The sequence below is a fragment of the Actinokineospora bangkokensis genome (assembly GCF_001940455.1).
Classification (GTDB): domain Bacteria; phylum Actinomycetota; class Actinomycetes; order Mycobacteriales; family Pseudonocardiaceae; genus Actinokineospora; species Actinokineospora bangkokensis.
In genome coordinates, this window is the sequence record NZ_MKQR01000025.1 from 141,857 (window position 1) to 167,973 (window position 26,117).

Here is a 26,117-nt window from a genome sequence, read left to right on the forward strand (position 1 = left end):
GGCCCCGTCACCGCCCGGGCTGCTCGACCAGCGCGTCCCACCACGGCTCCACCGGGGGCGGGGTGGCCACGGACACGCGCTCGCCGGGGCGGGGGACGGCCAACTGGACGTCGTGGGCCTTGGCCTCGGCCCACAGCCGGTTCGGCGGCTCGTTCCAGGCGTGCATGGCGAGGTTGAAGGTGGCCCAGTGCACGGGCATGAGCAGCCCGCCGCGGACGGCGAGGTGGGTGGCCACGCCCTCCTCCGGGGTCATGTGCACGTCCGGCCAGCTGGCGTTGTACGCGCCGATCTGCACCAGGGTGAGGTCGAACGGACCATGCTCGGCGCCGATGCGCTCGTAGCCGGGGAAGAAGCCGGAGTCGCCGGTGTAGAAGACGCGGCTGCGCGGGCCCGCGACGACCCACGACGTCCACAGCGTGCGGTCGCGGGCGAACAGCCGCCCGGAGAAGTGCTGGGCGGGGGTGGAGGTCAGCCGCAGGCCCGCGACCTCGACCGACTCCGACCAGTCCAGCTCGACGACCCGCCCGGCGGGCACGCCCCACCGGCGCAGGTGCGCCCCGATGCCCAGCGGCACCACGAACGGCGCGCCCTGGGTGCGCACGAGGGTCTCGACGGCGGCCTCGTCGAGGTGGTCGTAGTGGTCGTGGGAGATGAGCACGGCGTCGACCTCGGGCAGCGCGGCCAGCGGCACCGGCGGCTCGTGCAGCCTGCGCGGGCCCGCCAGCCGCGACGGCGAGGCCCGGTCGCTCCACACCGGGTCGAGCAGCACCCGGGCGCCGTCGACCTCCAGCAGCACCGAGGCGTGGCCGAACCAGGTGGCGTGCAGGCCCTCGGCGCGCTGGGCGGGGAAGGTGGGCCGCACCAGCGGCACGGGGGCGAGCGGGGTGCGCTGCTGGCCGCCGGTCAGCAGCTCGCGCAGGGTGCCGCCGACGTCGCGCAGCGCGGTGCTGGTGCCGGGGTTGGGCAGGTTGTGGAAGCGGCCGTCGCGGTGCTGGGGGGAGCCGGTGATGCGGTCGCCCCGGGCCCGTCCGCCGACGGCCCGGGGGATGTCGCGCACGGCCCACGCGGCCGCGCCGAGCAGGCCGAGGGCGACGAGGGAGCGTCTCATCCCCCGATGGTGCCACCGGTGCCGCTGAGGCCGGTCTCAGCGACGCGCGGCGGGCCGGGGACCTCGCTCGAAATGCGGGGCAACCTCGGCGCCCCTCGTGCGTCCACCCGCAAAACCGCAGCCAGCGCGGGCGAATGCGGGGAGCGCTATCCGCGTTGTTCACCAGGGGTGAGCAATTTCGTCACGGATAGAAGGTTGAAGCCTCTACGACCAATCGCGCTTTCACATTCGCGCCCCGGCGGACCCCCGTCCGCTTCACCGGACCGGCGCAGCCGCGCCACCCGTTCGGCGCACCCGCGCCACGTCGTGCGCGGTCCTGACCACGGCTGGTGGTCACAGCGCGTCCCGATCATCACCCGATTGCTACCCGGAGTGTCACTATTCTCCGGCCGCTAGTTCAAGTAACCCGCTAAGGCGATAGGCGTCGGGACACCACTCGGTAACGAATACACCCTCAGTACCCACCCCCCGGTGGAGTCACTCGTGTAGGTGACTACTCTCCCGGGGCATAACGTCGCGCGGCTTTGGGGAGTCGGGGCTGCGGGCGACTTCTTCAGCTCGACCCGAGGAGAGTTTCCGTGAGCACGTCCCGTTCCCGCTTCCTGGCCCGCGCGGGCGCCGTGGCCCTCGTCGCCACCGCCGCCACCATCGGCATGACCGGTGTCGCCTCCGCCCACACCGGCGTGCTGCGCGCGAGCTGCGACGGCGAGTCCCAGGTCTCCAGCGTCAGCTTCCAGCTGACCTCCTACAACGGCCGCGCCGAGAACACCTGGGTGCTGACCGACAACGGCTCGGAGGTCGCCCGCGGCACCTTCGCCGAGGGCGCCCAGAAGAGCTGGACCGACCGCGACGCCACCACCGCGCACTCCTACGAGCTCAAGGTCGTGGCGGGCGACGGCCCGAAGAACCCCGACTGGAGCTTCACCAAGAAGGCGTCCGCCGAGGCGTGCAAGACCGCCCCGCCGACGACGACCACCACCACTACCACCATCACCACCACGGTGACCGTCCCGCCGTCGGAGACCACCACCCCGCCCGCGGAGACCACGACCACCACCGAGGCCCCGGCGCCGAGCACCACCCCGGCCGCCCCCGCCCCCGGTGAGGACGACCTGGCCGACACCGGCGCCAGCATCGCGCTGCCGCTGGCCCTCGGCGGCGTCCTGGTGCTGGGTGGCGCGGGCGCGCTGGTCGCCGTCCGCCGCCGCTCCGCCAAGGGCTGACCAGCCCCGAACTGCCCAGGTGTGGCCCCGGTCCCGTCGGACCGGGGCCACACCCGTCTCCGGGGTCCGGCGTCGCGGTGGCGCACCGCGCGGTGGCGGGACCTCTGGGCGCACGAAAACACCCCCGGGAAGTCCCGGGGGTGTTCGCGGTCAGGGGCTCAGAGCAGGGGGGCCTGCACGGAGCGGTCGACGGACTCGAAGACGAGCACGGTGCTCACCGACACCACCTCGGGCCGGGCCTCCAGGCGCTCGGCCAGGAAGCGGCGCAGGTGCTCGGTGTCGGGGACCGCGACCCGGACCAGGTAGTCGTCCGGGCCCGCGACGTGCAGCAGCGACAGCGTCTCCGGCTGGGCGAGCACGAACTCCTGGAACGCCTCGGCCACCTGCGGCCGGTGCGGGCGCACCCGGATCGAGAGCAGGGCGCTGATCGGCCTGCCCAGCGCGGAGAGGTCCACCGAGGCGTGGAAGCCGGTCAGCACGCCGCGCCTGCGCAGCGAGCGCACCCGCTCCAGCGCGGTGGACGGGGCCACCCCGACGATCGCGGCGAGCTCCTTGTTCTGGAGCCGGGCGTCGCGCTGCAACTCCCGCAGGATCGCCACGTCGACCGGGTCGAGATCGGTCATGCCTGCCATCGGCGTCGCACCCCTTCCGGCGCTGGTGCCGCCGGGTGGGACCGCCGGCGGTGGGCGACGGCTCCCGCGGCGTTCCCGCGTCGTCGCCCACCAGGGGTTCGGAGTCGACGCGCGCCCGGTTTGGTCGGGGCGCCGCTGGGTCGAACCGGGTTCACCGAGGGGCCCGGTCGGACGTGTCCCAGACCACATTCGCCCGATCGGCGGTGTGCGGCGGCGGCGCGCCGGGCCACGCTGGACCCACTTTGTTGCCGGCCAGAACAAATGACCGGCGCACATCCCGGGACCAGCCCCGGGGACCCGGACCGCGGCGCGGCGGGGGCCAGTCCCAGCCCCCGCCGCCCGCACCGGGTCTCGACCGCGGTGTCGGCTCGTTCGCCGTCGGGCCCGGTCGCCCCGGGCGGGACAGGCAGCCGTGGTGGCGGGTGTGGAACGGGTCAGCGGGGCGCGTGGGGGGCGAGGAGGTCGATGATGATGCGCTTGGTCTGGGCGAGGGTGTCGGCGTGCCCGCCGGGCACCAGCCGGAAGGCCAGCCGGGTCAGCACGTCGCCGATCGTCACCGCTTGCAGCACCGAGGTGCGCAGCTCCGGCGCGCGCGGGAAGCCGAACCGGGTCACCAGCAGTTCGGTGAACGCGGGCGAGAGCGCGTCGTCAGCGGTGGCGGCCGTCTCCAGCTCCCCCGAGGCGATGCCGGTGCCGCTCAGCGCGCGGAACCCGTCGTCGCCGCGGCACATCTGCACGTAGATGTCGTAGGCCTGCTCGATGGCCGCGCGCCAGCGGTGCGCGGGCTCGTCGGCGGTCTCGGTGTCCACCTGGCGCAGGTACCGCGCGGAGTTGCGCTCCACCACCGCCTTCATCACGGCCGTCTTGTCGGGGAAGTAGCGGTAGACCGAACCGATGGAGACCTTGGCCGCCTTGGCGATGTCGGCCGTCGTGGTGCCCGCGAACCCCTTCTCGGTGACCACCCGCGACGCGGCGTCCAGGATGCGCTCGATCTGCCTGCTGGCCCGGTATTGCGTGGGGGTCCTGCGCACCTGGTACGGCGTGTCTGGAACGGTCACGCCACCATTGTGCCCAGACGGCGAGGGGCCGAAGGGCGGGCTGGAGGAACTGATGTCGCAAACATGCGCGTTCTGCCGCATCGTCGCTGGTGAACTCCCCGCCGAGGTGGTGCACGCCGACGACCGGGCACTGGCCTTCCTGGACCACCGCCCCCTCTTCCGGGGGCACGTGCTGCTCGTCCCGCGCGCGCACGTGACCGTCCTGAGCGACCTGCCCGCCGCCGACGTCGGGCCGTTCTTCCTGCTGGCACAGCGGTTGGAGCGCGCGGTGGAGGACGGCCTCGGCGCCGACGGGTCGCTGGTGCTGATCAACAACGTGGTGAGCCAATCCGTGCCGCACCTGCACCTGCACGTCATCCCCCGCAGGCGCAAGGACGGACTGCGCTTCTGGCTCGGACCGCGCCACCCCTACGATGCGGAGAACCCCGCGGCCGAGTTCGCGGAGAAGATCCGGGCGGCATTGCGCGAATAGCGCGGTTCCACATTCCTGCAAAATGCAGAACGGGAAAGCCCCGAGCGCGGTAACGTGGGGGGTGTGCCGACCGACACACCTCGGGACCGGTAGGCGGGGCCACGACGCCCCGCCCGCGGACAGCCCCACCCGGGAACAACCCCCTTTCCGCCACCCGGTCCACGCGGCACACGACTGAACCGGTCAAGGTGTTGACCCGAGGAGGGGCGAGATGGCTTCGACGACGCCGAGCGCGTTCGCCGCCGAACCCGTGGGCAGGCTGGCGGGGCGGCGGGTGCGCGGCACCTGCTGGGACGGCGACCGGCTGTCCTGGGTGGACACCGGCGACGGCCAGATCCGCTGGGGCCGCTGGGAGGGCGACCGGCTGCGCCACCTGGCCTCGCTCAGCGCCACCGGCAGGCTCACCGCCGCCGCGCCCACCGCGACCGGCTGGGTGGTGGGCGCGGAGACGACCCACCTCGGCCGCGACGGCCTGGCCACCGCGCTCGCCCTGCCCGCCGCCGACGGCCTGTGGTGCGACCCCGCGGGCAGGCTGTGGCTGGACACCTCGGGCGCGCTGCACCGGGTCGACCTCGGCGGCGGCGTGCACCGGGTGCTGGCGGGCCGCACCCAGGCGCTCGCCTGGACCGCCGACGCCGCCGTGCTGCTGCGCGCCCTCGACGACGCCGTCGTCGCCCACGACTTCGACCTGGTGAACGGGCTGCCCGGCCCGGCCCGCCCGGTGCTCGACCAGGGCGCCACCGCGCTGGCCGCCGACGACGCGGGCCGGGTCTGGGCGGTGACCGCCGCGGGCGTGCTGCACGTGGACCCGCACGCGGGCGTCCGCGCGGTCGTGCACCCGCTCACCGCCCCGGCCACCGGCTGCTGCCTGCTCGACCACGACCTGCTCATCACCGCCGCCGACGGGGTCCTGCACCGGCACCGGGTGCGCGACGCGGGCCGCCCGGTCCCCCGGGCCAGCGCGCCGCGCCCGGTTGAGCGGATGTGAGCACACCCCCTTGTCACCGCGCGACAAGGGGGTGTGGCGCCTGTGGGTGATCACCCGGGGCGGGCGCGGCGAACCGGTCGCCCGCCGCTCCCCCGAGCGGACCAGCGGTCCCGGCGGCACCACCGGGGGCATTCGTATGTTCGAGCGAATGTCGGTGACGGCCCCTACTCCTGCGGGGGCCCAGCAGGTACCCAACTGGGTGTGGACTTCACCTCGCGCTGGCGCGCGCCCGCACTCGTCGTGGTCGCGGCCCTCGCCCTGCCGTGGGGCCTCGGCCTGGCCCTGGGCTGGGGCCGCTGGCTGATCATGCTCACCCTGGTGCTCGCGCTGGCGCTGGCGGGGCTGGTGGTGAAGCAGATCCTGTTCCACCGCGAGCAGCGGGAACTGCGCGAGGAGGCCGCCCGCCGCCGGGCCGCGGCCACCAAGCCGCCCACCCCGCCGCACTCCGAGCACCACGTGCCCTCGATCCCGGTCGACAGCGCCGAGCCGTACTACCGGTTCACCCTGTCCTGCACCGTGTGCTGGGTGCCGCAGGACCCGGGCGCCCAGCAGCACGGCAACCTGCGCGGGCTGGCGGTGCACGCCATCCTGGAGCGCGCCAGGGCGGTGACGGTCACCGGCGCCCCCACCGACGTCGAGGCCGTGCAGGCCCGGCTGGCCGCCGAGCTGGGCGCGATGCTGCCCGACCGCTCCGGGCAGGTCGTCTCCTGGGCCGAGCAGGTGGGCCTGGTGGTGCCCGACGACGACGCGCGCAGGCTGGCGCGGCTGGTGGAGCTGCGCAAGGAGAAGCAGGTCCGCAACCAGGAGCGCGAGCTGGAGCAGCACGCCCGCCAGTACCTCGCCGACGAGGTGCTCACCGACCCCGGCACCGCCGTGGTGTGGTGGCTGTCGCGCCACCCCGAGCAGGTGCGCGAGGCCGCCGAGCTGCTGCCGACCTTCGCCCAGCTCACCGCCGCCGTGCGCCGCGAGGACGTCGAACCCCGCTACGCCGCCGAGCGCCTCGACGGCGTCGCCGCCCCCGGCGCCGAGCGGCCCACGCTGAGCGCGGTCGCCAACCCGGGCTGGCCGCGCATCACCGCCCACGTCGACGACGAGCGCCGCCCCCGCCGCCCCGAGGACGCCCCCGCCTGGCCGCCCGGCCGCGACGAGGGCCCCACCCCCGGCCAGGACACCTCCTCGGCCCGCTGACCGGCCTCGGCGCGCCGGATCCCGCCCCGGGCCGCAGACTCGGGGTCATGGCTGAGCGGGCGCTGTGGTTGTTCGGGGACCAGGTCGGGTTCGCGCGGGACACGCGGCGGCCGGTGCTGCTGGTGGAGTCGCGCGCGGCGCTGCGGCGCAAGCGCTACCACCGGCAGAAGCTGCACCTGGTGCTCTCGGCCATGCGCCACCTCGCCGACGACCTGGGCGAGCGCGCCACCTACCTGCGCACCGACACCTACCGCGAGGCGCTGGAGCAGCACGGCGAACCAGTCGACGTGCACGAGCCCGGCTCGCACGCCGCCGAGGCCATGGTGCGCCGGTTCCAGCGCGAGGGGCTGGTGGCCGAGGTGCTGCCGACGAAGTCCTTCGCCCTGTCCAAAGAGGACTTCCAGGCGTGGGCGGGCGACCGCGGGCGGTTCCGGATGGAGGACTTCTACCGCGACCAGCGCACGCGGTTCGGCATCCTCATGGACGGCGACGCCCCCGCAGGCGGCACGTGGAACCTCGACGCCGACAACCGCGAACCCCCGCCCAAGAACGGCGACCTGGGCGTCCCGCGGCCCTACCGGCCGCGGGAGGACGCCGTCGACGAGCGGGTGCGCGCCGACCTCGACAACTACGACCTCGATACCGTGGGCGAGGACGGGCCGCGGCTGTTCCCCGTCACCCGGCAGGAGGCCCTGCGCGCCCTCCAGCGCTTCCTCGACACCCGGCTCACCCGCTTCGGCCCGTACGAGGACGCCATCCTCGAAGGCGACTGGGCCATGTCCCACTCGCTGCTGTCCGTCCCGCTCAACCTGGGCCTGCTGCACCCGCTCGAACTCGTCCAGGCCGCCGAGGAGCGCTACCGGTCGGGCGACGCCCCGCTCAACAGCGTCGAGGGGTTCATCCGGCAGGTCATCGGCTGGCGCGAGTACACCTGGCACCTCTACTGGCACCACGGCCGCGCCTACCTCAGGAAGAACCACCTGCGCGCCCACACCCACCTGCCGGACTGGTGGGCGGAACTGGAGCACGAACCCGTCACCGCCGCCTGCCTGAGCACGGCGCTGCGGGGCGTGCGCGAACGCGGCTGGGTGCACCACATCCAGCGGCTGATGATCCTCGGCAACCACGCCCTGCAACGCGGCTACCACCCCGCCGAGCTGACCGACTGGTTCGCCACCGCCTTCGTCGACGGCTTCCCCTGGGTCATGCCGGTCAACGTCATCGGCATGAGCCAGCACGCCGACGGCGGCCTCATCGCCACCAAGCCCTACGCCTCCGGCGGCGCCTACATCGACCGCATGAGCGACCACTGCGCCGGCTGCGCCTTCGACCCCCGCAAGCGCCTCGGCGACGACGCCTGCCCCTACACCGCCGGGTACTGGGCCTTCCTCAAGCAGAACGCCGACGCCCTCGCGGGCAACCACCGCATGTCCCGGCCGCTGGCCTCCGCCCGCAGGCTGTCCGACCTCGACGCCGTCTGGGAGCAGGAGACCGCCCGCGAGCAGTTCTGACGCGGGGAAAGCGCAGGGCCCCGGGGAGACCCCGGGGCCCTGCGGCCCTCATCGCACGAGGGCGCGACTCGCGGTGTCCCGGCCGGTCGTCGCAGGCGATGAGGGCAGTGGCGGCGGCCCCGGGAGTCGACCCTGCACGACGTCGGGGCGCCTGCCGGTGTCCATCGTCCACGCCCGGGGGGTGGGGCGGCAAACCCGGTCCCCCTTCCGGCGCGAGCGCCCCGGCGCCGGATCCGTGCAGGTACGGGCGGGGTTGGGGGGTTTTGAGGAGGTCGCGGGGGTGGTGGGGGCTGGTGGCGGGGCCGAGGGGACGGCGGAAAATCGCCAGAAAGTCACCGGAATGGGGTAGCGCGTGGGGCCTTTCGGCCCCCTCCGCTCGGCTGCTGGGGGGCTGCGCAGGGCTCTGCACAAGCGGGGCCTGGGTGATGGGCCCGGTTGAGTGGGCGGGCGCCTTCGCTACTCCTCCGCCACTCGGACGTCCACGAACCTCGCCCTACAAACCCACGCTGGCGCGGGGGTCACCCGGGCAAGGGGACCCCTGTTTTCAACGCTACCGGCGGGGAGCGACGAAACTCGACCCCAGCAAGAAGGCTGTGGACAACTGAGCGGGGGTGTTGATGGTGCCGGATCCGGGGTGGTCGGCCCTCGCACGACCTTGCCCCATGCTGGCGCGGGGGTAGCCCGGGCAAGGGGACCCCTGTTTTCAACGCTACCGGCGGAGGACGACAAAACCCGACCCCAGCGAGAGAGCTGTGGACAACTCGGCTCAGCAGTGCTCGATGCCGTCCGGGACCGCAAGAGTGGACGTCTTCCCGCTGGGCCGCCGACAGGGCCGGGTTGCGCTGTCCGGGTGCGACCTCATCGAGACCGGTCGCCTTCTTCAGGCGCTCACCCCGCTCAGGCGGGGGTGCCCGCCACCGCGCCGTGTTCTGCCCACCAGCGGGCGTAGCCGCTGTTGCGGCCGGTGAGCTCGACGTAGGCGTCGGCGACGGCCCTGTGGAGGCGGGCGGGGCTGATGGGGCAGGGCTGCGTCCAGACCAGGTCGATGCGGCGGAGGACGGGGTCGCCGACGAGGGGGCGGACGACGAGGCCGGGGCCTTCGGTGGCGGTGGGTTGGGCCAGGCACACGCCCTGTCCGGTTCGGACGAAGTCGCGGGTGGAGCTGGTGTCGGAGATCTCGTGGGCGACGACGGGGTCGAAGCCCGCGGCGCGGCAGGCAGCGCGGAGGGGGGCGGTGCCGCCGTGGTCCTCGTGGGGGTCGACGATCCAGTGCTCGCCCGCGAGGTCGGCCAGGGCGATGACGGGTCGGTGGGCGAGGGGGTGGCGGGCGGGGAGGGCGACGAAGCGGGGTTCGCGGGGGACGACGACCGCGCGGTGGACGCCGGGGAGCGGGGGGACCTCGAAGCCGTGGACGTCGGCGACGACCGCGGCGTCGAGGCGGCCACCGCGGACGGCGGCCAGGAGGGCAGCGGTGGAGGGGTCGGTGTGGACGGCCGTGGTGCCGGGCAGGCCCACCAGGCGGGGGACGACGACGGAGAGCAGTGAGCCGGGGAACCCGCCCAGGCGCAGGCGGATGGGGCGGTCGGCGGCGGGCAGGGCCTCGCCGCGCAGGGCGGCCATGCCGTGCAGGACCGCGCGGGCCTTGGCCAGCACGGAGCGCCCGAAGGCGGTGGGGGCGACGCCGGTGCGCAGGCGGTCGAACAGGGGGGCGCCCAGTTCGCGCTCGATGCGCTGCAACTGGGAGGTCAGCGACGGCTGGGAGAGCTTGAGGGCGGCGGCGGCGCGGGTGATGCTGCCCTCGTCGGCCACCGCGATGACGATCCGCAGGTGGCGGAACTCCAACTCCATGGGGCCATGCTATTTGTCACCCCGTGCGCGTCCCCCGGCCGCGGGTGACAAGTTCTGGCGCAGCTGGGCTCGCGCCTTGACCGGCGCGAACGGGCGTCAATAGCGTCGAGGTCTCTTCCTGGCGAAATGGGGTCCACACCGTGGGTGTTCGACGACGCGCGCTCGGGGTCCTGGCCGCGGTGGCGGCCGTGCTCGGCGCGGGCACCGCCGCCCTGCTGCCGCAGGCGACCGCCGCGGGCGGCCCGGGGTCCCTCGTGGACTCCGCACCGCTGTCGGCGCTGCCGCAGGGCGCGGGCAGCGGGTACTCGATCCACTACACCTCCACCGGCGTGGGCGGCGCGCCCACCGAGGTCAGCGGGGTCGTCTACCTGCCCACCGGCACACCACCGCCCGGCGGGTGGCGGGTGCTGTCCTGGGCGCACGGCACCACCGGCCTCGGCGACGCCTGCGCGCCCTCGCGGCTGGGCCCCGACGGCTACCTCGCCGGGTGGCTCAAGGCCGGGTACGCCGTGGTCGCCACCGACTACGCGGGCCTGGGCACCCCCGGGGACCACCCGTACCTCGACGGGAAGGTCGCCGCCCACGGGGTCATCGACGCCGTGCGCGCGGGCCGGGAGCTGCGGCCGGGCGAGCTGTCGTCGCGCTGGGTCGTCGCCGGGCAGTCCCAGGGCGGGCACGCCGCGGTCTTCACCGGGCACGAGGCCGCCGGGTACGCCCCGGAACTGGACTTCCTCGGCACCATCGGGCACGGCGTGCCGTCGAACCTGAGCTACTTCGTCTCGCTCATCGGCCCAACCTTCCCGCCGAACCTCGTCGGCACCGGCACCAAGACCCTGGTCGCCTACATCCTGGCGGGCCTGCGCGCGGCCGTCCCGAGCTTCCCCCTCGACGACTACCTCACCCAGCAGGGCAAGGACGTCGTCAGCAAGGCGGCCGTGCTCTGCGGCGGCGAACTGGGCGCGCTGATGGCGCAGACCGACCTCGCCACCCTGTTCACCAAGAACCTCGGCACCGAGTTCCAGCAGGCGTGGGGTTCGGTGTTCGACGTGCCGGTCACCGGGTACGACAAGCCGCTGTTCATCGCCCAGGGCACCAACGACGGCACCGTGCCCGCCTCGCTGACCCAGCAGCTCGTGGACGCGCTGAAGGCCAACGGCCAGCCGCTGACCTACAAGACCTACCCGAGCGACCACGGTGGCACCCCCGGCGCGGCCCTGACCGACGCGCTGGCCTTCGCCGACGGCCTGTTCGCCGCCGCCCCGCCCACCACGACCCCGCCCACGACCCCGCCCACGACGACGCCGCCGACCACCACGCCCCCGCAGGTGGTCACGGCGAAGGTGCGCGCGGACCGGCAGCCCGACGCGAACGGCTGGTACACCAAGCCCTTCACCGCGACCTGGTACGTCGACGCGGCCGACCCGCAGTGCACCGCCACCACCTACGGCGGCCCCGACACCGCGACCGGCTCCCTCGAAGGCGACTGCCCGAACCCGGGCGGCGGCCGCACCGCCAAGGCGCCGTTCGCCTTCCGGTACGACGGCACCGCCCCCACCGCGGCACTGGCCTCGAACGGGTTCGTCCGGTCGGTCACCGGTTCAGCGGGCGACGCGACCTCGGGCGTGGCGTCGGTGCAGCTGACCGTCACCGAACTGCTCGGCAAGAAGACCACCGTCACCGCGACCTGCGCCCCCGGCTGCGCGAGCTGGACGGCGCCCGGGGTGCGCGGGCTGGTGTCGGTGAGCGCCACCGCCGTGGACGCGGCGGGCAACCGCTCCGCGGCGACCCCCGCCCGGTGGCTGCTCGTCTACTGACCGCCAGCACCGGCCTGCCCCGTCCCGTCCCACCGCCACCCCACCGGCTGTGGGGCGGGACGGTCGCAAGTGGACCTGTTGACGAACGAACCCCGGGCGGGTCTGCTGTGACCCGTGTCGAGCACCGTGCACCGCCAAGCCCGCTACGCAGCGCCCACTGGCGCCACCGAACTGGTCCTCGTCCGCCACGGCGAGTCGGCCCCGGCGGTGGCGGGCGAGGTGTTCGACCTGGTGGAGGGCCAGGGCGACCCGGACCTCGCCCCCGAGGGGCGCGCCCAGGCCGAGCGCGTGGGCGCGCGGCTGCGGGGCACCGACCTCGCCGCGGTCTACGTGACGACCCTGCGCCGCACCGCGCAGACGGCCGCACCGCTGCTGGCCGGGGCGGCCCCGGTCGTGGAACGGGACTTCCGCGAGGTGCACCTGGGCGAGTGGGAGGGCGGCGCGTTCCGGGCGAAGGTGGCCGAGGGCGACCCGGTGGCGCAGCGGATGTTCGCCGAGCAGCGGTGGGACGTCATCCCAGGCGCCGAGTCCGCGGACTCCCTGACCAGCAGGCTCCGCGCGGCCGTGCGCCGGGTCGCGCTGGCCCACCCGGGCGGCCGCGTGGCCGTGTTCACCCACGGTGGCGTGATCGCGCACCTGCTGCACCTGGCCACCGGCTCCGAGCCCTTCGCGTTCCTGCCCGTCGACAACGCCTCGATCTCGCGGCTGGTCGTGCACGGGAATTCCTGGAAGCTGCGGGCCTTCAACGACACCGCCCACCTCACCGGCTGAGGCAGCGTCGACTTCCGCCCGCCGCGGCGCCGCCCGGCGACGAGGTCCACGCCGCCGGTTGAGGGGCCCGGCCCGGGGTGGTTGGGTTTGACCATGGGTCTCGCGCAGCACGTCGACGGGTGGTCCCCCGCACCGGTCCGCGCCGAGGACCGGCTCACCGCCGCCCCCGGCCTCGCCTTCTCCGCTGCCCTGGACCAACCCGCGCCGCCCACCGGCACCATCCCGCCGCTGTGGCACTGGTTCCACTTCCTCGACTGGCCCCCCACCCGCGCCCTCGGCCCCGACGGCCACCCCCTCACCGGCCACTTCCTGCCACCCCTGCCCGACCGCCGCCGCATGATCGCGGGCGGCCGCGTCAGCTGGCGCTCCCCCCTGCGCGTCGGCCGCACCGCCACCCGCACCAGCACCCTCCAGGGCGTCGAGGTCAAGACCGGCCGCACCGGCGACATGGTCTTCGTCACCGTCCGCCACGAGATCTCCCAGGACGACAACCTCTGCCTCGTCGAGGAGCAGGACACCGTCTACCGCAGCGGCGACAAACCCCGCGACTTCGAACGCCCGGAACGCCCCGTCCACTCCAACTCCCCCTGGCAACTGCGCTTCCGAGCCGACCCGGCCCTGCTCTTCCGCGTCAGCGCCCTCACCGCCAACTCCCACCGCATCCACTACGACGAGCGCTACGCCCGCAGGGTCGAGCGCTACCCGGGCCTGGTGGTGCACGGACCGCTGCTGGCCCTGCTCATGGCCGAGCTGCCCAGGCGCGCCGGGGAGACCCTGTCGTCCCTGCGCTACCGCCTCAAGAAGCCCGTCTTCCTCAACGATGAGGTCCTCGTCGCCGGCGGCCCCGACGGCGCCCTGTCCGTCGTCGGGGCAGGCATCCACGCCGAGGCCGAGGCCCGTTTCGACTGACTTCTTGTCCCCCCGCTGCTCTCGCCTTCCCGCTGCGCTCGGCCCTCCGCTGCGCGGGCCTGCCGCTGCGCGGGGCTCTTGGCCGGCTGCGCCGGTTCTCCGCTGCGCGGGGCTCTGGACAAGCGGGGGGCTTGGGTGGTGGGCCCGGTTGGGTGGATCCGCTTGGTCGGGGCCCCTATGACGATCATGTGCTGCGGGCGGGGAAAGGCGGGCTGAAAAGACGCCCGCCCGTCCCGTTGGGTAGCACATGATCGTCACCCCCGACCAAGCGAATCCACCCAACCGGGCAGGACCTGCTGTCCGGGCTCGGCTTGTGGGGGTGGGGCCCCTTGGCGCCTTCTCGTGCCACTTTGACCCAGGCTGGCGCGGGGGTAGCCCGGGCAAGGGGACCCCTGTTTTCAACGCTACCGGCGGGGACCGACAGAACTCGACCCCAGCGGGAGGGCTGTGGACAACTGGCGGGGGTGTGGAGGGAGGGGCAGGTCCGAGCGCGGACACAGCAGCGCCCGAGTCCGCGGGGGGCTCGGGCGCTGCTGTGCCAGATCTGGTGTCAGTGCGTCACTTCAGCTCGGACGACGACTTGCCGAGGAGGCGGCGGGCGACGATGAGCTGCTGGATCTGCTGGGTGCCCTCGAAGATGTCGAGGATCTTCGAGTCGCGGGCCCACTTCTCCAGGAGGGAGTTCTCGCTGTAGCCCAGGGAGCCGGTCAGCTCGACGCAGCGGAGGGTGATGTCGGAGCCGGAGCGGCCCGCCTTGGCCTTGGCCATGGAGGCCTGCAGGGAGTTGGGCTTGCGGTTGTCGGCCATCCACGCGGCTTCGAGGGCGAGGAGGTAGGCGGCCTCCCAGTCGGCTTCGAGCTGCAGGAAGGTGGCGGCGGCCGCGGACTGGGTCTGGGCGGGGCGGTCGTAGTCGATGACCACGCCCGCCTCCTCCAGGATGCGGCGGGTCTCCTCCAGGGAGGCGCGGGCGACGCCGATGGCCATGGCGGCGACCAGGGGGCGGGTGTTGTCGAACGTCTGCATGACGCCCGCGAAGCCCTGCTCGGTGTTGATGTCCGGGGAGCCCAGCAGGTTGTCCTTGTGGACCCGGACGTTCTCCAGGCGGAAGTGGGCGGTGTCCGAGGCGCGGATGCCGAGCTTGTGCTCCAGGCGGATCAGCTCGAAGCCGGGGGTGCCGCGGTCGACCACGAAGGACTTGATCGCGGCCTTGCCCAGGGTGCGGTCCAGGGTCGCCCAGACCACGACGCAGTCGGCGCGCTCGCCGGAGGTGACGTAGATCTTCTCGCCGTTGAGGACGTAGTAGTCGCCGTCCTTGACCGCGGTGGTGCGGATGGCGCCGGAGTCCGAGCCGGTGTCGGGCTCGGTGATGGCCATCGCGGCCCACTTGCCCTTGTAGCGCTCCAGCTGCTCGTCGTTGGCCACCGACGCGATGGCCGCGTTGCCCAGGCCCTGCCGCGGCATCGACAGCAGCAGGCCCACGTCGCCCCAGCACATCTCCATGGTGCCCAGCAGCAGCTGGAGGTTCGAGCCGTTGCGGTTGCCCGGCTTCTCCTCCTTCTTGCCGCCGCGGCGCACCCCGCCCGCGCCGGTGCCGCCGCCGGAGGCCGACAGGCCGTCCAGCAGGGCGGCCAGCATGTCGAGCTCCTTGGGGTAGGTGTGCTCGGCCTGGTCGTACTTGCGGGAGTTGGGCCGGAAGAACTCGGCGGCGGCGGCGTGGGCCTGCTCCACCAGCTGCTCGAACTTCTTCGGGACCTCAAGGTTGATGGTCATCTCAGTGCTTTCCCTCTTCGCCTCGTACCGGGCCCTCAGACGAGGACGATGCCTTCGGTCAGACCGATCGCGCGCAGGTCGCGGTACCAGCGCTCCACCGGGTGCTCCTTGACGAACCCGTGCCCGCCGAGCAGCTGCACGCCGTCGTTGCCGATCTGCATGCCCTTCTCCGCGCACAGCCTGCGGGCCAGGGCGGCCTCGCGGGCGAACGGCTTGCCCTGCTCGGCGCGCGCGGCGGCCTTGTAGGTCAGCAGCCGCATGCCCTCCAGCTCGATGCCGATGTTGGCGACCATGAACGCCACGGCCTGCCGGTTGGAGATCGGCTCGCCGAACGCGACGCGCTCGTTGACGTAGGGGATGACGTAGTCGAGCACGGCCTGGCCGGTGCCCACCGCCAGCGCGCACCAGCCGATGCGCGACAGCCGGATCGCCTCGGTGTAGGTGTCGGCCTTGCCGCCGCCCAGCAGGGCGTGCGCGGGCAGCTTCACCTTGTCCAGGCGCAGGCGGCCCATGCCCGCGGCGCGCAGGCCCATGGCCGGGTCGGACTCGATCGACACGCCCTGGGAGCCGGACTCGACCAGGAACAGCGCCGGGCCGCGGCCGTCGAGCTCGGCGGCCACGACGAACAGCTCCGCGGCGTTGGCGCGCGGCACCAGCGACTTGACGCCCTCGATCACGAAGCCACCGGCGGTGCGGTAGGCCTTGGTCTTGAGCGTGAACGGGTCGAACAGCGGGGTCGGCTCCTGCACGGCCAGCGCGGCGGCGGGCACGTTCTCGCCGACGAACGCGGGCAGGTAGGTCGACTGCTGGGTCTCGTCGCCCCACAGCGCGAGGGCGTTGGACACCGCGGCGGGCGCCAGGCAAGCCACGGCCAGGCCCATGTCGCCGTGCGCGAGGGCCTCGGCGACCAGCACGTTGGTGACCGCGGCGCGCTCGGTGCCCAGGCCGCCCAGCTCCTCGGGGATGCCCACCTGGGTGACCCCGAGCTCCTGGATCTGCGACAGCAGGCCCTGCGGCGCCTCGCACTTGGCGTCGGCGTCGGCGGCCACCGGGCGGATCTGCTCGGCGGCGAACTCCGCGACGGTCTCGCGGATCATCTGCTGCTCGTCGTCGGGGGTGATGTCGAACAGGCCGCGCTCGGGGGCGGCGGGCAGCCGCTGGGGCTTGGACTGCTTGGTGGCCGAGGCGAACGTGCGGCTCGCGGCGCCCGCGGCCACGAAGCCCGCCCGGGTGGTCTCGTAGAGCCCGCGCTCGACCGGCTTGCGCAGCCCGAAGCGGTCCAGCACCTCGGCGCTCGCCAGCTTGTTCAGCGCTGCCAGCACCGTGCCCATGGCGTCTCGCCTGGGCTGCCCGGTGCCCGCTCGTTCCTTGGTGGCCATGGTGCTCCCAACCTCGTGTCGAACCGTCCGATCTGGCGAACCTACTCTAGAGTAGCAATCGGTCCGGATCGACCCCTGTGACCGGCGTCACCCGGTTGGCGGTACGATTCCCGGGGCACGGGGAGCGGTATCACCGCAGGTCAGGGCGTGGTCGACCGATCACGCCCCGGTCGCGAGCACCCGTCGTTTTTGTGCGCGGCGGCAGTCCTCCGCGAGGCAACGCTGTCGCGTTCCGACAAGGCCCGCTAACCGCGGCGGGCGGCGCCCCGGCGCTTGTCGACGACGTTCTGCAGCGGCCTGCCGTCGCGGTAGCGGCGCAGGTTGTCCTGGAACCGGCGCACCAGCTCCTCGCGCCACCCCACGACGTCGCCGGACATGTGCGGGGAGATCAGCACGTTCGGCATGTCCCACAGCGGCGAGGTCGGGGACAGCGGGGCGTCGGCGAACACGTCGAACGCCGCGCCGGCGATCTCCCCGGCGTCCAGCGCGTCCACCAGGTCCGCCTGCACCACCAGCCCGCCGCGGCCGACGTTGACCAGCCTGGCGGTGCGGCGCATCGCGCGCAGCGCGGCGCGGTCGAACAGGCCCTCGTGCTCGGGGGTGAGCGCGGCGGCGAGCACCACCCAGTCCTGGCGGGGCAGCGCCTCGCGCAGCGCGGAGGTCGCGACCACGTCGCCGAAGTCCGGGTCGGCGGTGCGCGGCACCCGCCCGGCCCCGGACACCACGACCCCGGCGGCGCCGAGCTTGCGGGCGATCGCCCGGCCGATCGGGCCGGTGCCCACCACCAGCGCCCGCGACCCGGCCAGCCGCTCGGTCTCGCGATGGGCCACCACCCTGCGCTGCTGCATCCGCAGCGTCGCGGGCAGGTCCTTGGCGAAGGCGAGCAGCAGGCCCAGCACGTACTCGGCCATCGGCTCGTCGAACACCCCGCGCGCGTTGGTCAGCAGCACCTCGCCGTCGCGCAGGCCCGGGAACAGCAGCCGCTCCACCGACGCCCCCGCCGCGTGCACCCAGCGCAGGTCGTCGGCGGCGTCCCAGGCCTGCTCCAGCCCGGCCGCCCGGCCGTCCCAGGCGAACAGCACGTCGGCGCCGTTGAGCGCCGACCACAGCCCGTCGGCGCGGGTGTAGCGGACCCGGGCCAGCGCCTCCACCGCCTCCATGGCGGGCGGGCGGTCGGCGCCGTGCAGCACGACCACCACGGGTGGGGTGCGGCGCTCCGGGGAGGGCTGGGGCGGGTGGGCGGGCTGAGAGGACTGGGGCGGGTGGGCGGGCTGAGAGGAATTCGGCGGGTGGGCGGGCCCAGAGGACTGCTGCGGGTGGGCGGGCTGAGCGGGGTGGTGCGGGTCGGTGGGCGGGGAGGGGTGCATCAGAGTGGCGTCATCCCGTCTGGGGGGCGGGGACCCCGGGGGGCGGCACCGATCGGGCGTTGCTCCATCCGTGGAGCCCCATCACTCGATCGGCCCAACGCCCGTCACGCTGCCGGAGCCGCTGGTCGGAGGTCGTCCACTGGTTGTCCCTGCTCCGGGGGCGAACGTTCCCCGGTCTCACCGGTCCAGGGTACGTCGCCGCGACCGATCCCGAAGAACAGCAGGTGACCTGGGGTGAGTCCGGAGGGCGCGCGCGGCGGCGGGCAGGTCGGGACCGGTCCCGGGGGACTAGGGCCGTTGGGCCCCTACCGGAGTGAGGTTGAAGCTAGAACTATCCCCCTTGTGCAGCAGTCACGGCTCTGGTGCGGAGCGGGGAACCCGGCTAACATCACTCTCCGTCAGGGCCACCATCGAATCCGACTGTGCAGCGGACGGGTGGAGCGGTGAGCCGGGACACCCTCGTCGTTCCGGACTTCGTCGGCGCGCGCCCCTCCTCGGCGCGCCGCTACTCCTGGGGGCTCATGTGAGTGCTTCGACCCCGTCCACCGCGGACACCGCCGCGCCGCGCCAGCGCGCGGCGACCACCGACGCCGTCTTCGCCCGGCTCAAGTCCGCGGCGTTCCACGAGCTGGTCGCCGCCTCCATGGCCGGGGACAACGAGGCCATCGGCACCCTGTTCACCTGGATCAACCCGGCGATCGTGCGCTACTGCCGGGCCCGCATCGGGCGCACCGGGTCGGCCTACTCCTCCGCCGACGACGTGGCCCAGGAGATCATGCTGGCGGTGCTCGGCGCGCTGCCGCGCTACTCCGACGACCGCGAGTCGTTCCTGCCGTTCGTCTACGGCATCGCCTCGCACAAGGTCGCCGACTACTACCGCCGCTCCGGCCGCGACCGCTCCGACCCCGTCGCCGACGTGCCCGACACCGTCGACCACGGCCTCGGCCCGGAGCAGACCATGCTGCGCGGGGAGATGCGCACCCGCCTGGTCGCGCTGCTGGACACCCTGGCCCCGCGCCAGCGCGAGATCCTGGTGCTGCGCCTGGTGGTCGGCCTCTCCGCCCAGGAGACCGCGACCGCCATCGGCCTGACCGCCACCGCCGTCCGCGTCGCCCAGCACCGCGCCCTCACCCGGCTGCGCGCGGGCCTGAGCGCGGGCGACTGGCTCTGACCGGCCACCCCCTGACCGGCCACCCCACGAGCAGTCCCCGCTGAAGACGCAGGAGCGGCGCCCACCCCGGAGGCGCCGCTCCTGCTTTTTGCTGCTCCCGACTTCTCCGCTGCTCGCGCGGGACCTCAGACCGCGCGGGCGCGCAGGTAGAGCTGCACCTCGATGCGGCCGGGCTCGGCCTGGGCCTCGTACTCGCGCAGCGCGGTGACCTCGAACCCGGCCTCGGCCACCACCCGGCGCAGCTCGTGCGGCGGGTAGGCGGTGACGGTGGTGGGCGAGCCGAGGAAGTTCACCGGCAGCGCGTCGAAGTCGCCCTGCACCATGCTCACCGCCAGCAGCCCCGGCCCGCGCAGCAGGCGGCGGATGCCCGCCAGGGTGGTCACGATGTCGTCGCGCTTGAGCATCAGCAGCGCGAAGAAGGTCGCCACCGCGTCGAACTCGCCCAGCGGCTCCAGGTCGCGGATGTCGCCGAGCACGTACTCGGCGCCCGGGGCCTGCTCCCGGGCCAGGTCGAGCATCACCGACGACTCGTCGACGCCCACCACGTCCAGGCCCGCCTCGACGAACTGCTTGACGGTGGGCAGGCCGCTGCCGCAGCCCAGGTCCAGCACGCGCGAGCCCGCGGGCAGCTGGTCGATCAACCACTGGGCCTCGGCGATCTGCGCGTCGCGCTCCAGGAAGGACTCGTCGTAGCGCCTGCCGATGAGGTCGAAGGCGGGGGTGGGGACGGGGTTCTCGGTCACGCCGCACAGCATGCCCGTGCCCACCGCACCGGTCCAGGGTGGGCGCTCACCCCGCCCAGGTCAGCTCCACCTCGGCCAGGGCGGGGGCGTCGTCGCGCGCCGGGACGGTGGTGGCGGCCCGCAGCCCGCCCGGCCCCACCCACGCGCGGGTGCGCAGGACCTCCCCCGGGTAGACCACGCCCGCGAACCGCGCCGAGCACCCCGTGACCCGGTCGGAGTCGCCGTCGAGCACCGCGCCCACCAGCGCCTTGCACACCACGCCGTAGGTGCACAGGCCGTGCAGGACCGGCGCCGGGAACCCGGCCGCCCTGGCGAAGGCCGGGTCGGCGTGCAGGGGGTTGCGGTCGCCGCACAACCGGTAGAGCAGCGCCTGCTGCGGCAGCGTCGCGGAGTCCACCACCAGGTCCGCGGGCCGGTCGGGCACCCACGGCGCCGCCTTGGGCCCACGCGCCCCGCCGAACCCGCCCGCGCCGCGCACGACGAGCGTGGAGGTGCTGCGCCACCACGGCTCGCCCCCGTCCGCCGGGTGCGCCACCGACTCCACGACCACCACCGCGCTGCCGCCCTTGTCCAGCACCCGGGTCAGCGTGCGCTCCACCCGCACCCGGCCCGCGGTCGGCAGCGGCCCGGCCAGCACCACCGACTGCCCGCCGTGCAGCACCGCGGCCAGGTCGGCGCGCACCCCGGGCAGCTCCAGCCGCGGCGGCTCGAACATGCCCAGGCTCGGCGCCAGCGCGGCGTAGGTGGGCAGCACCCGCAGCCCGTCCTCGTAGGCCCAGCGCAGCTCGCGCGGGTCGAACGGGTCGCTGCCCGCGCCCAGGGCCAGGTGGTAGCGCAGGACGTCGGTGGCGTCCCAGGAGTGCACGACGTCGGGGAGGCGCGCACCCACCGCCACGGCGGGGTCGATCGGCATGGGCGCGGGTCCTCACCACTGGGCGGCTGCGGTCGCCCCGATTGTCCCGCCGCCCCCGGCCGGGCCGGGCGGGCGGGTCAGTCGGCCGCCGCGGTGGCCGCGGCCGCCCTGGCCTGCTCGGCCCGCTCGAACGGGTTGGCCGCCAGCGACACGAACCGCTCCATGTGCCTGCGCTCGCGCGGCACCCCCAGCTCGGTCAGCGCCTCCACCACGGCCTTCATGAACGGCTGCGGCCCGCACAGGAACGCGTCGTGGTCGGCGTGCGCGGCGGCCAGCCCGGCCAGGTCGGCCACCGAGGGCAGGCCGCGCTCGGACTCCAGCCAGTGCGCCACGGTCAGCCTGCCCGGGTACCGCTCGGCCAACCCGCGCAGCTGCTCAGCGAAGATCACCGACGGTTCGTCGCGGTTGGCGTAGACCAGCGCCACCTCGCGCTCGCCGCGCGCCAGCGCGGACTTGAGGACCGACATGACCGGCGTGATGCCCGACCCGCCCGCGACCAGCAGCAGGTCGTCGTCGTAGTGCTTGGGCCCGAACACCCCCGACGGGGCCAGGACCTCGATGGTGTCGCCCGCGGCCACGTTGTCGCACAACCAATTCGAGGCGTAGCCGCCCGCGGTGCGCTTGACCGTCACCTGCGGCCGGTCCCCGACGTGCGGGGAGCTGCACAGCGAGTAGCAGCGCGCCACCGACCCGGTCCGCTCGCTGGGCACCCGCAGGGTGAGGAACTGCCCCGGCCGGTAGTCCAGCTCGGCGTCGAAGGCGATCGAGCACGCGTCCGGCGTCTCGGCGACCACCTCGGCGACGGTCAGCAGGTGCGTCGTCAGTGCCGCCACAGCGGTCCCCCCTCGATCCCTCGCGCCCCGGAGCGGGCCCGCCTGCCATCATCGCGCCGGCGCCGGGCCGGGGGAACCCTGGCGCCCGGGACCCGGCCCGGCGTGAGCACCGCCCGCTCCGCCGGTGACAACGTTCACCAGTCCGGCCGCACCAGCTCCCCACCAGGCACGACCGGGGCGGCGCGGCCGGTGAGCGAGGCCCGCAGCGCCCGCGCGGCGAGCACCGCCTCCGCCGACTGGGCCAAGGCGGTGTCGAGCACGGCGCAGCCGGGGGTGGACAGCTCCTCGAGCGGCGGGCCGCCCGCGCACGCCCTGGCCAGCAGCACCACCCGCCGCTCCCGGCGCAGCCGCGCCCGCGCGGCCAGGCCGACCCGCTCGCGCACCCGCACCGCCCGCGCGTCGCGCGCCCTGGCCCGCCCCACCGCCCGGTCGGCCCGGCGCAGCGCCCGCGCCCACTCCCGGTCCGCCCGGCGCACCACCCCGCCCAGCAGGCGCGCCCGCCGGGTGAGCGGCGACCCGTCGAAGGCGTGCCGCAGCACCAGCACCCAGGGCGCGGCCACCGCGCACCCGGCCAGCACCGCCCCCACCACCGACGCCACGCCCACCTGGTCGACCAGCTCGCCCTCGTAGCGCAGCCGCAGGAACACCGACGCCGCCGCGGCCGCGCTGACCAGCACCAGCAGCAGGCACAGCACCCCGAGCACGAGCGCGCGCGGCGGGAAGTCGGCCGCCGGGTCGTGCTCGCGGTCGGGGTAGGCGCTGTCGACCCGCCACCGCCACACCCGCCTGCCCACCTCCACCGCCAACTCGGCCTGCACCACGGCCCCGAACACCGCGAACGCGACGGCGGTGACGGCGGCCGCGGGCGCGGGGTCGGCCCAGTCGAGGTTGAGCAGCAACCCGAACACCACCAGCAGCGCGACGGCGTCCACGAGCAGGAGCAGGTAGGACACCAGGGTGCCCCACGGCCCGCGCACCTGGTCGTGCAAGCCGATCCCGCGCCCGCGCTCCTCCTCGATGGCGGCCCGGGTGGCGCGCAGCTCCCCCTGCGCCTGCGCGGCCGTGCCCGTCCACTCCCCCCGCCCGCGCACCCGCGCCTCGGCGGCCAGGGCGTCCGCGCAGTGCAGCTCGACCGCGCGGACGGCCCGCAGGGTCCCGCCCACCCACGCGCACACGCGCCGCCCCCGCCAGCCGAGGCCCCGCAGGGCGCCCTCGAACCGCACCTGCTCCGCGGGCCCGCCCGCGCCCCCGGACCGCACGAGGAACTCCACCGCCCCCGCCCGCCGCGGCCGCACCCACCACCGCAGCGGCACCCGGGCCCTCACGGGATCACCACCAGCGTCACGACCCGGTTCCGCTGGGCGGCGGCGGGCACCAGCGCCCCCGCGGCGTCGCGGTCGACGACCACCGGTTCGTCGAAGCCCACCCCCCGCACCGCCACGCGGTCTGGCGGGATGCCCAGGCCCGCCAAGCCGTCGCGCACCGCCCCCGCGCGGGCCAGGCTCAGCTCGCGCGCCGAGGCGGCGGGTCCGACGGAGGCGGTGTGGCCGGTCAGGGTGATGCGGGCGCCCGCGGGCAGGCGCTCGGCGACCTGGCGCAGGACCGGGAGCGCCTCGGGAACCAGCACCGCCCGGTCCGGCTCGAAGAGGACGTCGCTGGGGAGCTGGAGGACCGGGGCGGGCACGCCCGCCGGGACCACCGGCGGTTCGGGCACCGGCACCAGGTCCGCGCCCGCGGTCGCCACCGGGCGGGCGGTCAGCGGCTCGGGGTCGACCGCGCAGTCCTCCGCGCCGCCCGCACGGCACAGGTCGAGCCAGAAGTCGACGAGGCGGTGGCGCAGCTGCGGGGGCAGCGGGCGCTGCGGCGGGGCGGTGTCGCCGAGACCGGAGAACAGCACCCGCTTGCCGCGCAGGTCGGGGACCAGGCCCAGCTGCCGGGCCAGCTCGGTGGTGGCGGGGGTGCCCACCCGGTCCCAGCCCAGCAGCGCGGTGGCCAGCGGGCCGGTCGTCTGCAACCCGGAGGCCACCAGCACGCCGGTGCCGGGGCCCGGGGTGCGGGCGATGTGGTGCAGCAGGGCCAGCGGGTCGAGGTGGGTGGCGGTGCCGCCGGTGCCCGCCAGCTCGGCGGCCAGCCGGTCGGTGACCTCGGCGGTGAGGCGGGCCCGCCTGCCCGCGTCGTGCTCGACCTGGTCGCCGCGGCGCAGCGCCAGCTCCTCGGCGCGCACTTCCGCCGGGTGGTCGTCGCCGCCGAGCACCAGGTGCAGGGTGGTGCCCCCCTCCCCGAGCGCCGCCCCCACCGCCGCGCGCACGGCGGCGGAGGGGGTGGGCGCGGGTTCGTTCGCCGTGGCCGAGACCGCCAGGACGAGGACGCGCGCCTCGTCCCGCGGGCCGGTGGAGCAGCCCGCGCCGAGCAGCGCGAGCAGTGCCAGTGCAGTGACCTGGTGGTTCCCCTTCATCGCCGTTCCCCCTTCCCGAGCGGGCGGCTCCCGGCTCCGCCCGCGGTGTGGCGCCGCAACGCCCACGCTTAGATTGCGGTTCCTCGCTTGCTGCGCGCAAGCCCTCCATGCAATTGCATTCACGACCGTCACCCGCTTGCACCAGCGGATCCCGCCTGGGTAGCGCCGAACGGGTGAATCGCCGACACCGGCAGCACCCCGTCCTCGTCGCGGTCGTTGATCAACCGTTGACCTGCTGGTTCCCCGCGGTCGAGCACCCGGGGCGGCAGTGCGCCCGACCGGTCGGCGCGAACGCAACCGCCGACGGTGGTAACCTGCGCCGGGCGTTTTCGCCATGCAATTGCACGTCGCTGGACAGCAGCACGTCGCTGGACAGCACAGCACGCCAGAGCACCACCGCGTCACCGCAGCCGCAGCACGCCGTGCCGCCGGACCCGGCCGCCCCGGGCCGCGGGGTGAGGAGGAAGAGGGACATGCCCAGCCAGGGCCCGCTCATCCCCCGCCGCCGCCTCGGCGCCGAGCTGCGCCGCCTGCGCGAGGCCGCGGGACTGCACCTGGAGCACGCCGCCGCGCACCTGGAGTGCAGCACCAGCAAGATCAGCAGGCTGGAGACCGGCCAGGGCATCCCCAAGGCCCGCGACGTGCGCGACCTGCTCGCCCTCTACGGCCTCGACGACCAGCGCACCCAGGACCGGCTGCTGCGCCTGGCGGGCGACGGCCGCCGCCAGGCCTGGTGGCAGGACCTCAACGACGCGCTCACCAGCAACCTCGACCAGTACATCTCCCTGGAGTCCGAGGCCTCGCTGCAACGCAGCTTCGGGCTGTCCTTCGTCTTCGCCCAGGTGCAGACCGAGGAGTACGCCAGGGCGCTGTTCCACGGCATGTTCCCGCACGAACCCGCCGCCATCCTGGAGCAGCGGGTCGAGCTGCGGATGAAGCGCCAGCAGCAGTTCCGGGCCCGCACCGACTACCCGCGCATCGACATGCTGCTCGACGAGTCCGCGCTCTACCGCACCGTCGGCTCCCGGGACATCATGCGCGGGCAGCTCGACGCCCTGCTGCGCGTCAACGACACCCCCGGCCTGCGGCTGCGCGTGCACCCGTTCAGCGCCGTGCCCGACCTCGGCGCGCAGTGCACGTTCGTGGTGTTCACCTTCGACACCGACTTCGACCGGCACACGGTCAACCTCGAACTGCCAGGGGGTGACCGCTGGCTGGAGATGGAAGCCGACGTCGAGCGGTACACCCTGTTCTTCCAGGCCCTCGCCGAGAAGAGCCTCGGCGAGGAGGACACCGCCCGCCTCATCACCGAGGCCAGGAGCAGATACGAGTGAGAACCACAGTGGAGACAGCCCCCGAGTTCCGGCAGAGCAGCTTCTGCGCCAGCGGCAGTTGCGTGCAGGTGGCCGTGCTCGCCAACGGCCGGGTCGCCATGCGCGACGGCAAGAACCCCGCCGCCCCCGCCCAGCAGTACCCCCCGGCCGGGTGGGTCAGCTTCACCGCGCTGGTGAAGGCGGACGGGCTCGGCCAGGTGTCCGATTTCCGTCGCTGGTGATCAGCGGTTACCGAGCGCTAACCTCAACGTGAACGCCCTGTTCCACCGCTGACCTCCGGGCACCGGGGTCCCGGTGGCGCGACGGGCGGGAGGGGGTCGTTCCGTGGTCGCGTTCCGCAAGAGCAGCAGGTGCAGCAACGGCAGCTGCGTCGAGGTGCGGGTGGGGCCGCACGTCGTCGAGGTGCGGGGCGTCGAGCCGTCGACCGTGCTCACCATCCCCTACACCGGCGCCTGGCAGGGATTCCTGCGCTCGGTGAAGGCCACCGGGCGCGGTGGTGGCCCGGCCGCGTGAGACGGGGGTCTCACGCGGTGGGCACCGCCCACCGGACGAACCGCCGGTGCTCCGAGCGGGTTCGCTACCCTCGGGGTCCGGGTCGGGGCCTGGAACCACACGACGAGGAGTAGGCGG

23 protein-coding genes and 1 pseudogene are annotated in these 26,117 nt (G+C 74.5%); 12 read left to right on the plus strand and 12 right to left on the minus strand.

Annotated features, from left to right (window positions below):
- Positions 1 to 7: 7 nt before the first annotated feature.
- Entirely contained in the window at positions 8 to 1,108 is a 1,101-nt protein-coding gene (locus BJP25_RS22495; RefSeq protein ID WP_075976991.1) for an MBL fold metallo-hydrolase, read from the minus strand.
- A gap of 578 nt (positions 1,109 to 1,686) precedes the next feature.
- Between BJP25_RS22495 and BJP25_RS34310 the strand changes: the two genes are divergently transcribed.
- Entirely contained in the window at positions 1,687 to 2,331 is a 645-nt protein-coding gene (locus BJP25_RS34310; protein WP_075976992.1) for an LPXTG cell wall anchor domain-containing protein, read from the plus strand.
- Positions 2,332 to 2,489: 158 nt separating this feature from the next.
- Here the strand turns inward: BJP25_RS34310 and BJP25_RS22505 are convergent, their stop codons facing one another.
- Together BJP25_RS22505 and BJP25_RS22510 are read right to left on the minus strand one after the other, a co-directional pair.
- Positions 2,490 to 2,954 carry an Lrp/AsnC family transcriptional regulator gene (locus BJP25_RS22505; RefSeq protein ID WP_075976993.1) on the minus strand — a complete coding sequence of 155 codons (465 nt, stop codon included), beginning with the start codon at positions 2,952 to 2,954 and terminating at the stop codon, positions 2,490 to 2,492.
- 443 nt (positions 2,955 to 3,397) lie between these two features.
- Entirely contained in the window at positions 3,398 to 4,021 is a 624-nt protein-coding gene (locus BJP25_RS22510; RefSeq protein ID WP_075976994.1) for a TetR/AcrR family transcriptional regulator, read from the minus strand.
- Between the two features lie 52 nt (positions 4,022 to 4,073).
- Between BJP25_RS22510 and BJP25_RS22515 the strand changes: the two genes are divergently transcribed.
- The 4 genes from BJP25_RS22515 to BJP25_RS22530 all read left to right on the plus strand — a co-directional run bounded on the left by BJP25_RS22515 (position 4,074) and on the right by BJP25_RS22530 (position 8,180).
- Positions 4,074 to 4,493: an HIT family protein gene (locus tag BJP25_RS22515; protein WP_075976995.1), complete on the plus strand. Its 420-nt coding sequence runs from the start codon at positions 4,074 to 4,076 to the stop codon at positions 4,491 to 4,493.
- Between the two features lie 211 nt (positions 4,494 to 4,704).
- Positions 4,705 to 5,481: an SMP-30/gluconolactonase/LRE family protein gene (locus BJP25_RS22520; protein WP_075976996.1), complete on the plus strand. Its 777-nt coding sequence runs from the start codon at positions 4,705 to 4,707 to the stop codon at positions 5,479 to 5,481.
- 201 nt (positions 5,482 to 5,682) lie between these two features.
- Entirely contained in the window at positions 5,683 to 6,669 is a 987-nt protein-coding gene (locus BJP25_RS22525; RefSeq protein WP_075976997.1) for a hypothetical protein, read from the plus strand.
- A 47-nt stretch (positions 6,670 to 6,716) separates the two neighbouring features.
- Positions 6,717 to 8,180, plus strand: coding sequence for a cryptochrome/photolyase family protein (locus BJP25_RS22530; protein WP_075976998.1), 1,464 nt, complete (start codon positions 6,717 to 6,719; stop codon positions 8,178 to 8,180).
- 897 nt (positions 8,181 to 9,077) lie between these two features.
- Here the strand turns inward: BJP25_RS22530 and BJP25_RS22535 are convergent.
- Positions 9,078 to 10,028 carry a LysR family transcriptional regulator gene (locus BJP25_RS22535; protein WP_075976999.1) on the minus strand — a complete coding sequence of 317 codons (951 nt, stop codon included), beginning with the start codon at positions 10,026 to 10,028 and terminating at the stop codon, positions 9,078 to 9,080.
- 140 nt (positions 10,029 to 10,168) lie between these two features.
- On the opposite strand from BJP25_RS22535, the gene BJP25_RS33615 reads away from it, so the two are divergent.
- From BJP25_RS33615 to BJP25_RS22550, 3 genes are all read left to right on the plus strand, one after another.
- Positions 10,169 to 11,842, plus strand: a complete 1,674-nt coding sequence (locus tag BJP25_RS33615) for an alpha/beta hydrolase family protein (protein WP_198943583.1) — start codon at positions 10,169 to 10,171, stop codon at positions 11,840 to 11,842.
- A gap of 114 nt (positions 11,843 to 11,956) precedes the next feature.
- A complete protein-coding gene (locus BJP25_RS22545; RefSeq protein ID WP_075977001.1) occupies positions 11,957 to 12,613 on the plus strand; it encodes a histidine phosphatase family protein in 657 nt (218 codons plus the stop codon).
- A gap of 93 nt (positions 12,614 to 12,706) precedes the next feature.
- Positions 12,707 to 13,522: an FAS1-like dehydratase domain-containing protein gene (locus BJP25_RS22550; protein ID WP_075977029.1), complete on the plus strand. Its 816-nt coding sequence runs from the start codon at positions 12,707 to 12,709 to the stop codon at positions 13,520 to 13,522.
- A 558-nt stretch (positions 13,523 to 14,080) separates the two neighbouring features.
- Here BJP25_RS22550 and BJP25_RS22555 read toward each other — a convergent pair.
- From BJP25_RS22555 to BJP25_RS22565, 3 genes are all read right to left on the minus strand, one after another.
- Entirely contained in the window at positions 14,081 to 15,292 is a 1,212-nt protein-coding gene (locus BJP25_RS22555) for an acyl-CoA dehydrogenase family protein (protein WP_075977002.1), read from the minus strand.
- Positions 15,293 to 15,327: 35 nt separating this feature from the next.
- Positions 15,328 to 16,623, minus strand: coding sequence for an acyl-CoA dehydrogenase family protein (locus BJP25_RS22560; protein WP_075977003.1), 1,296 nt, complete (start codon positions 16,621 to 16,623; stop codon positions 15,328 to 15,330).
- 293 nt (positions 16,624 to 16,916) lie between these two features.
- Positions 16,917 to 17,831 carry a D-2-hydroxyacid dehydrogenase gene (locus tag BJP25_RS22565; RefSeq protein WP_075977030.1) on the minus strand — a complete coding sequence of 305 codons (915 nt, stop codon included), beginning with the start codon at positions 17,829 to 17,831 and terminating at the stop codon, positions 16,917 to 16,919.
- Between the two features lie 730 nt (positions 17,832 to 18,561).
- On the opposite strand from BJP25_RS22565, the gene shbA reads away from it, so the two are divergent.
- Positions 18,562 to 19,209: an RNA polymerase sigma factor ShbA gene (shbA, locus tag BJP25_RS22570; protein ID WP_269844566.1), complete on the plus strand. Its 648-nt coding sequence runs from the start codon at positions 18,562 to 18,564 to the stop codon at positions 19,207 to 19,209.
- Positions 19,210 to 19,334: 125 nt separating this feature from the next.
- Here the strand turns inward: shbA and BJP25_RS22575 are convergent, their stop codons facing one another.
- The 5 genes and pseudogenes from BJP25_RS22575 to BJP25_RS22595 form a co-directional block, all read right to left on the minus strand.
- Complete coding sequence (locus tag BJP25_RS22575; protein WP_233158213.1) at positions 19,335 to 19,952, minus strand: class I SAM-dependent DNA methyltransferase; 618 nt, start codon at positions 19,950 to 19,952, stop codon at positions 19,335 to 19,337.
- 46 nt (positions 19,953 to 19,998) lie between these two features.
- Positions 19,999 to 20,865 carry a MaoC/PaaZ C-terminal domain-containing protein gene (locus BJP25_RS22580; protein WP_075977004.1) on the minus strand — a complete coding sequence of 289 codons (867 nt, stop codon included), beginning with the start codon at positions 20,863 to 20,865 and terminating at the stop codon, positions 19,999 to 20,001.
- Between the two features lie 86 nt (positions 20,866 to 20,951).
- Positions 20,952 to 21,689, minus strand: a pseudogene (locus tag BJP25_RS22585) (FAD-binding oxidoreductase); the annotation flags it as partial.
- 143 nt (positions 21,690 to 21,832) lie between these two features.
- Entirely contained in the window at positions 21,833 to 23,023 is a 1,191-nt protein-coding gene (locus BJP25_RS22590; RefSeq protein ID WP_075977006.1) for a hypothetical protein, read from the minus strand.
- Positions 23,020 to 24,153 (minus strand): OmpA family protein, encoded by a 1,134-nt coding sequence (locus tag BJP25_RS22595; RefSeq protein ID WP_075977007.1) that lies wholly within the window; start codon positions 24,151 to 24,153, stop codon positions 23,020 to 23,022. The genes BJP25_RS22590 and BJP25_RS22595 overlap by 4 nt, the downstream gene beginning before the upstream one ends.
- Positions 24,154 to 24,626: 473 nt before the next feature.
- On the opposite strand from BJP25_RS22595, the gene BJP25_RS22600 reads away from it, so the two are divergent.
- The 3 genes from BJP25_RS22600 (at position 24,627) to BJP25_RS22610 (ending at position 26,000) form a co-directional block, all read left to right on the plus strand.
- The gene (locus tag BJP25_RS22600) at positions 24,627 to 25,487 is read left to right on the plus strand and encodes a helix-turn-helix domain-containing protein (RefSeq protein WP_075977008.1); all 861 of its coding nucleotides are present in this window, start codon (positions 24,627 to 24,629) and stop codon (positions 25,485 to 25,487) included.
- A complete protein-coding gene (locus tag BJP25_RS33620) occupies positions 25,484 to 25,708 on the plus strand; it encodes a DUF397 domain-containing protein (protein WP_075977009.1) in 225 nt (74 codons plus the stop codon). Before BJP25_RS22600 ends, BJP25_RS33620 begins: the two co-directional genes overlap by 4 nt.
- Before the next feature lie 103 nt (positions 25,709 to 25,811).
- Positions 25,812 to 26,000 (plus strand): DUF397 domain-containing protein, encoded by a 189-nt coding sequence (locus BJP25_RS22610; protein WP_075977010.1) that lies wholly within the window; start codon positions 25,812 to 25,814, stop codon positions 25,998 to 26,000.
- Positions 26,001 to 26,117 lie beyond the last annotated feature (117 nt).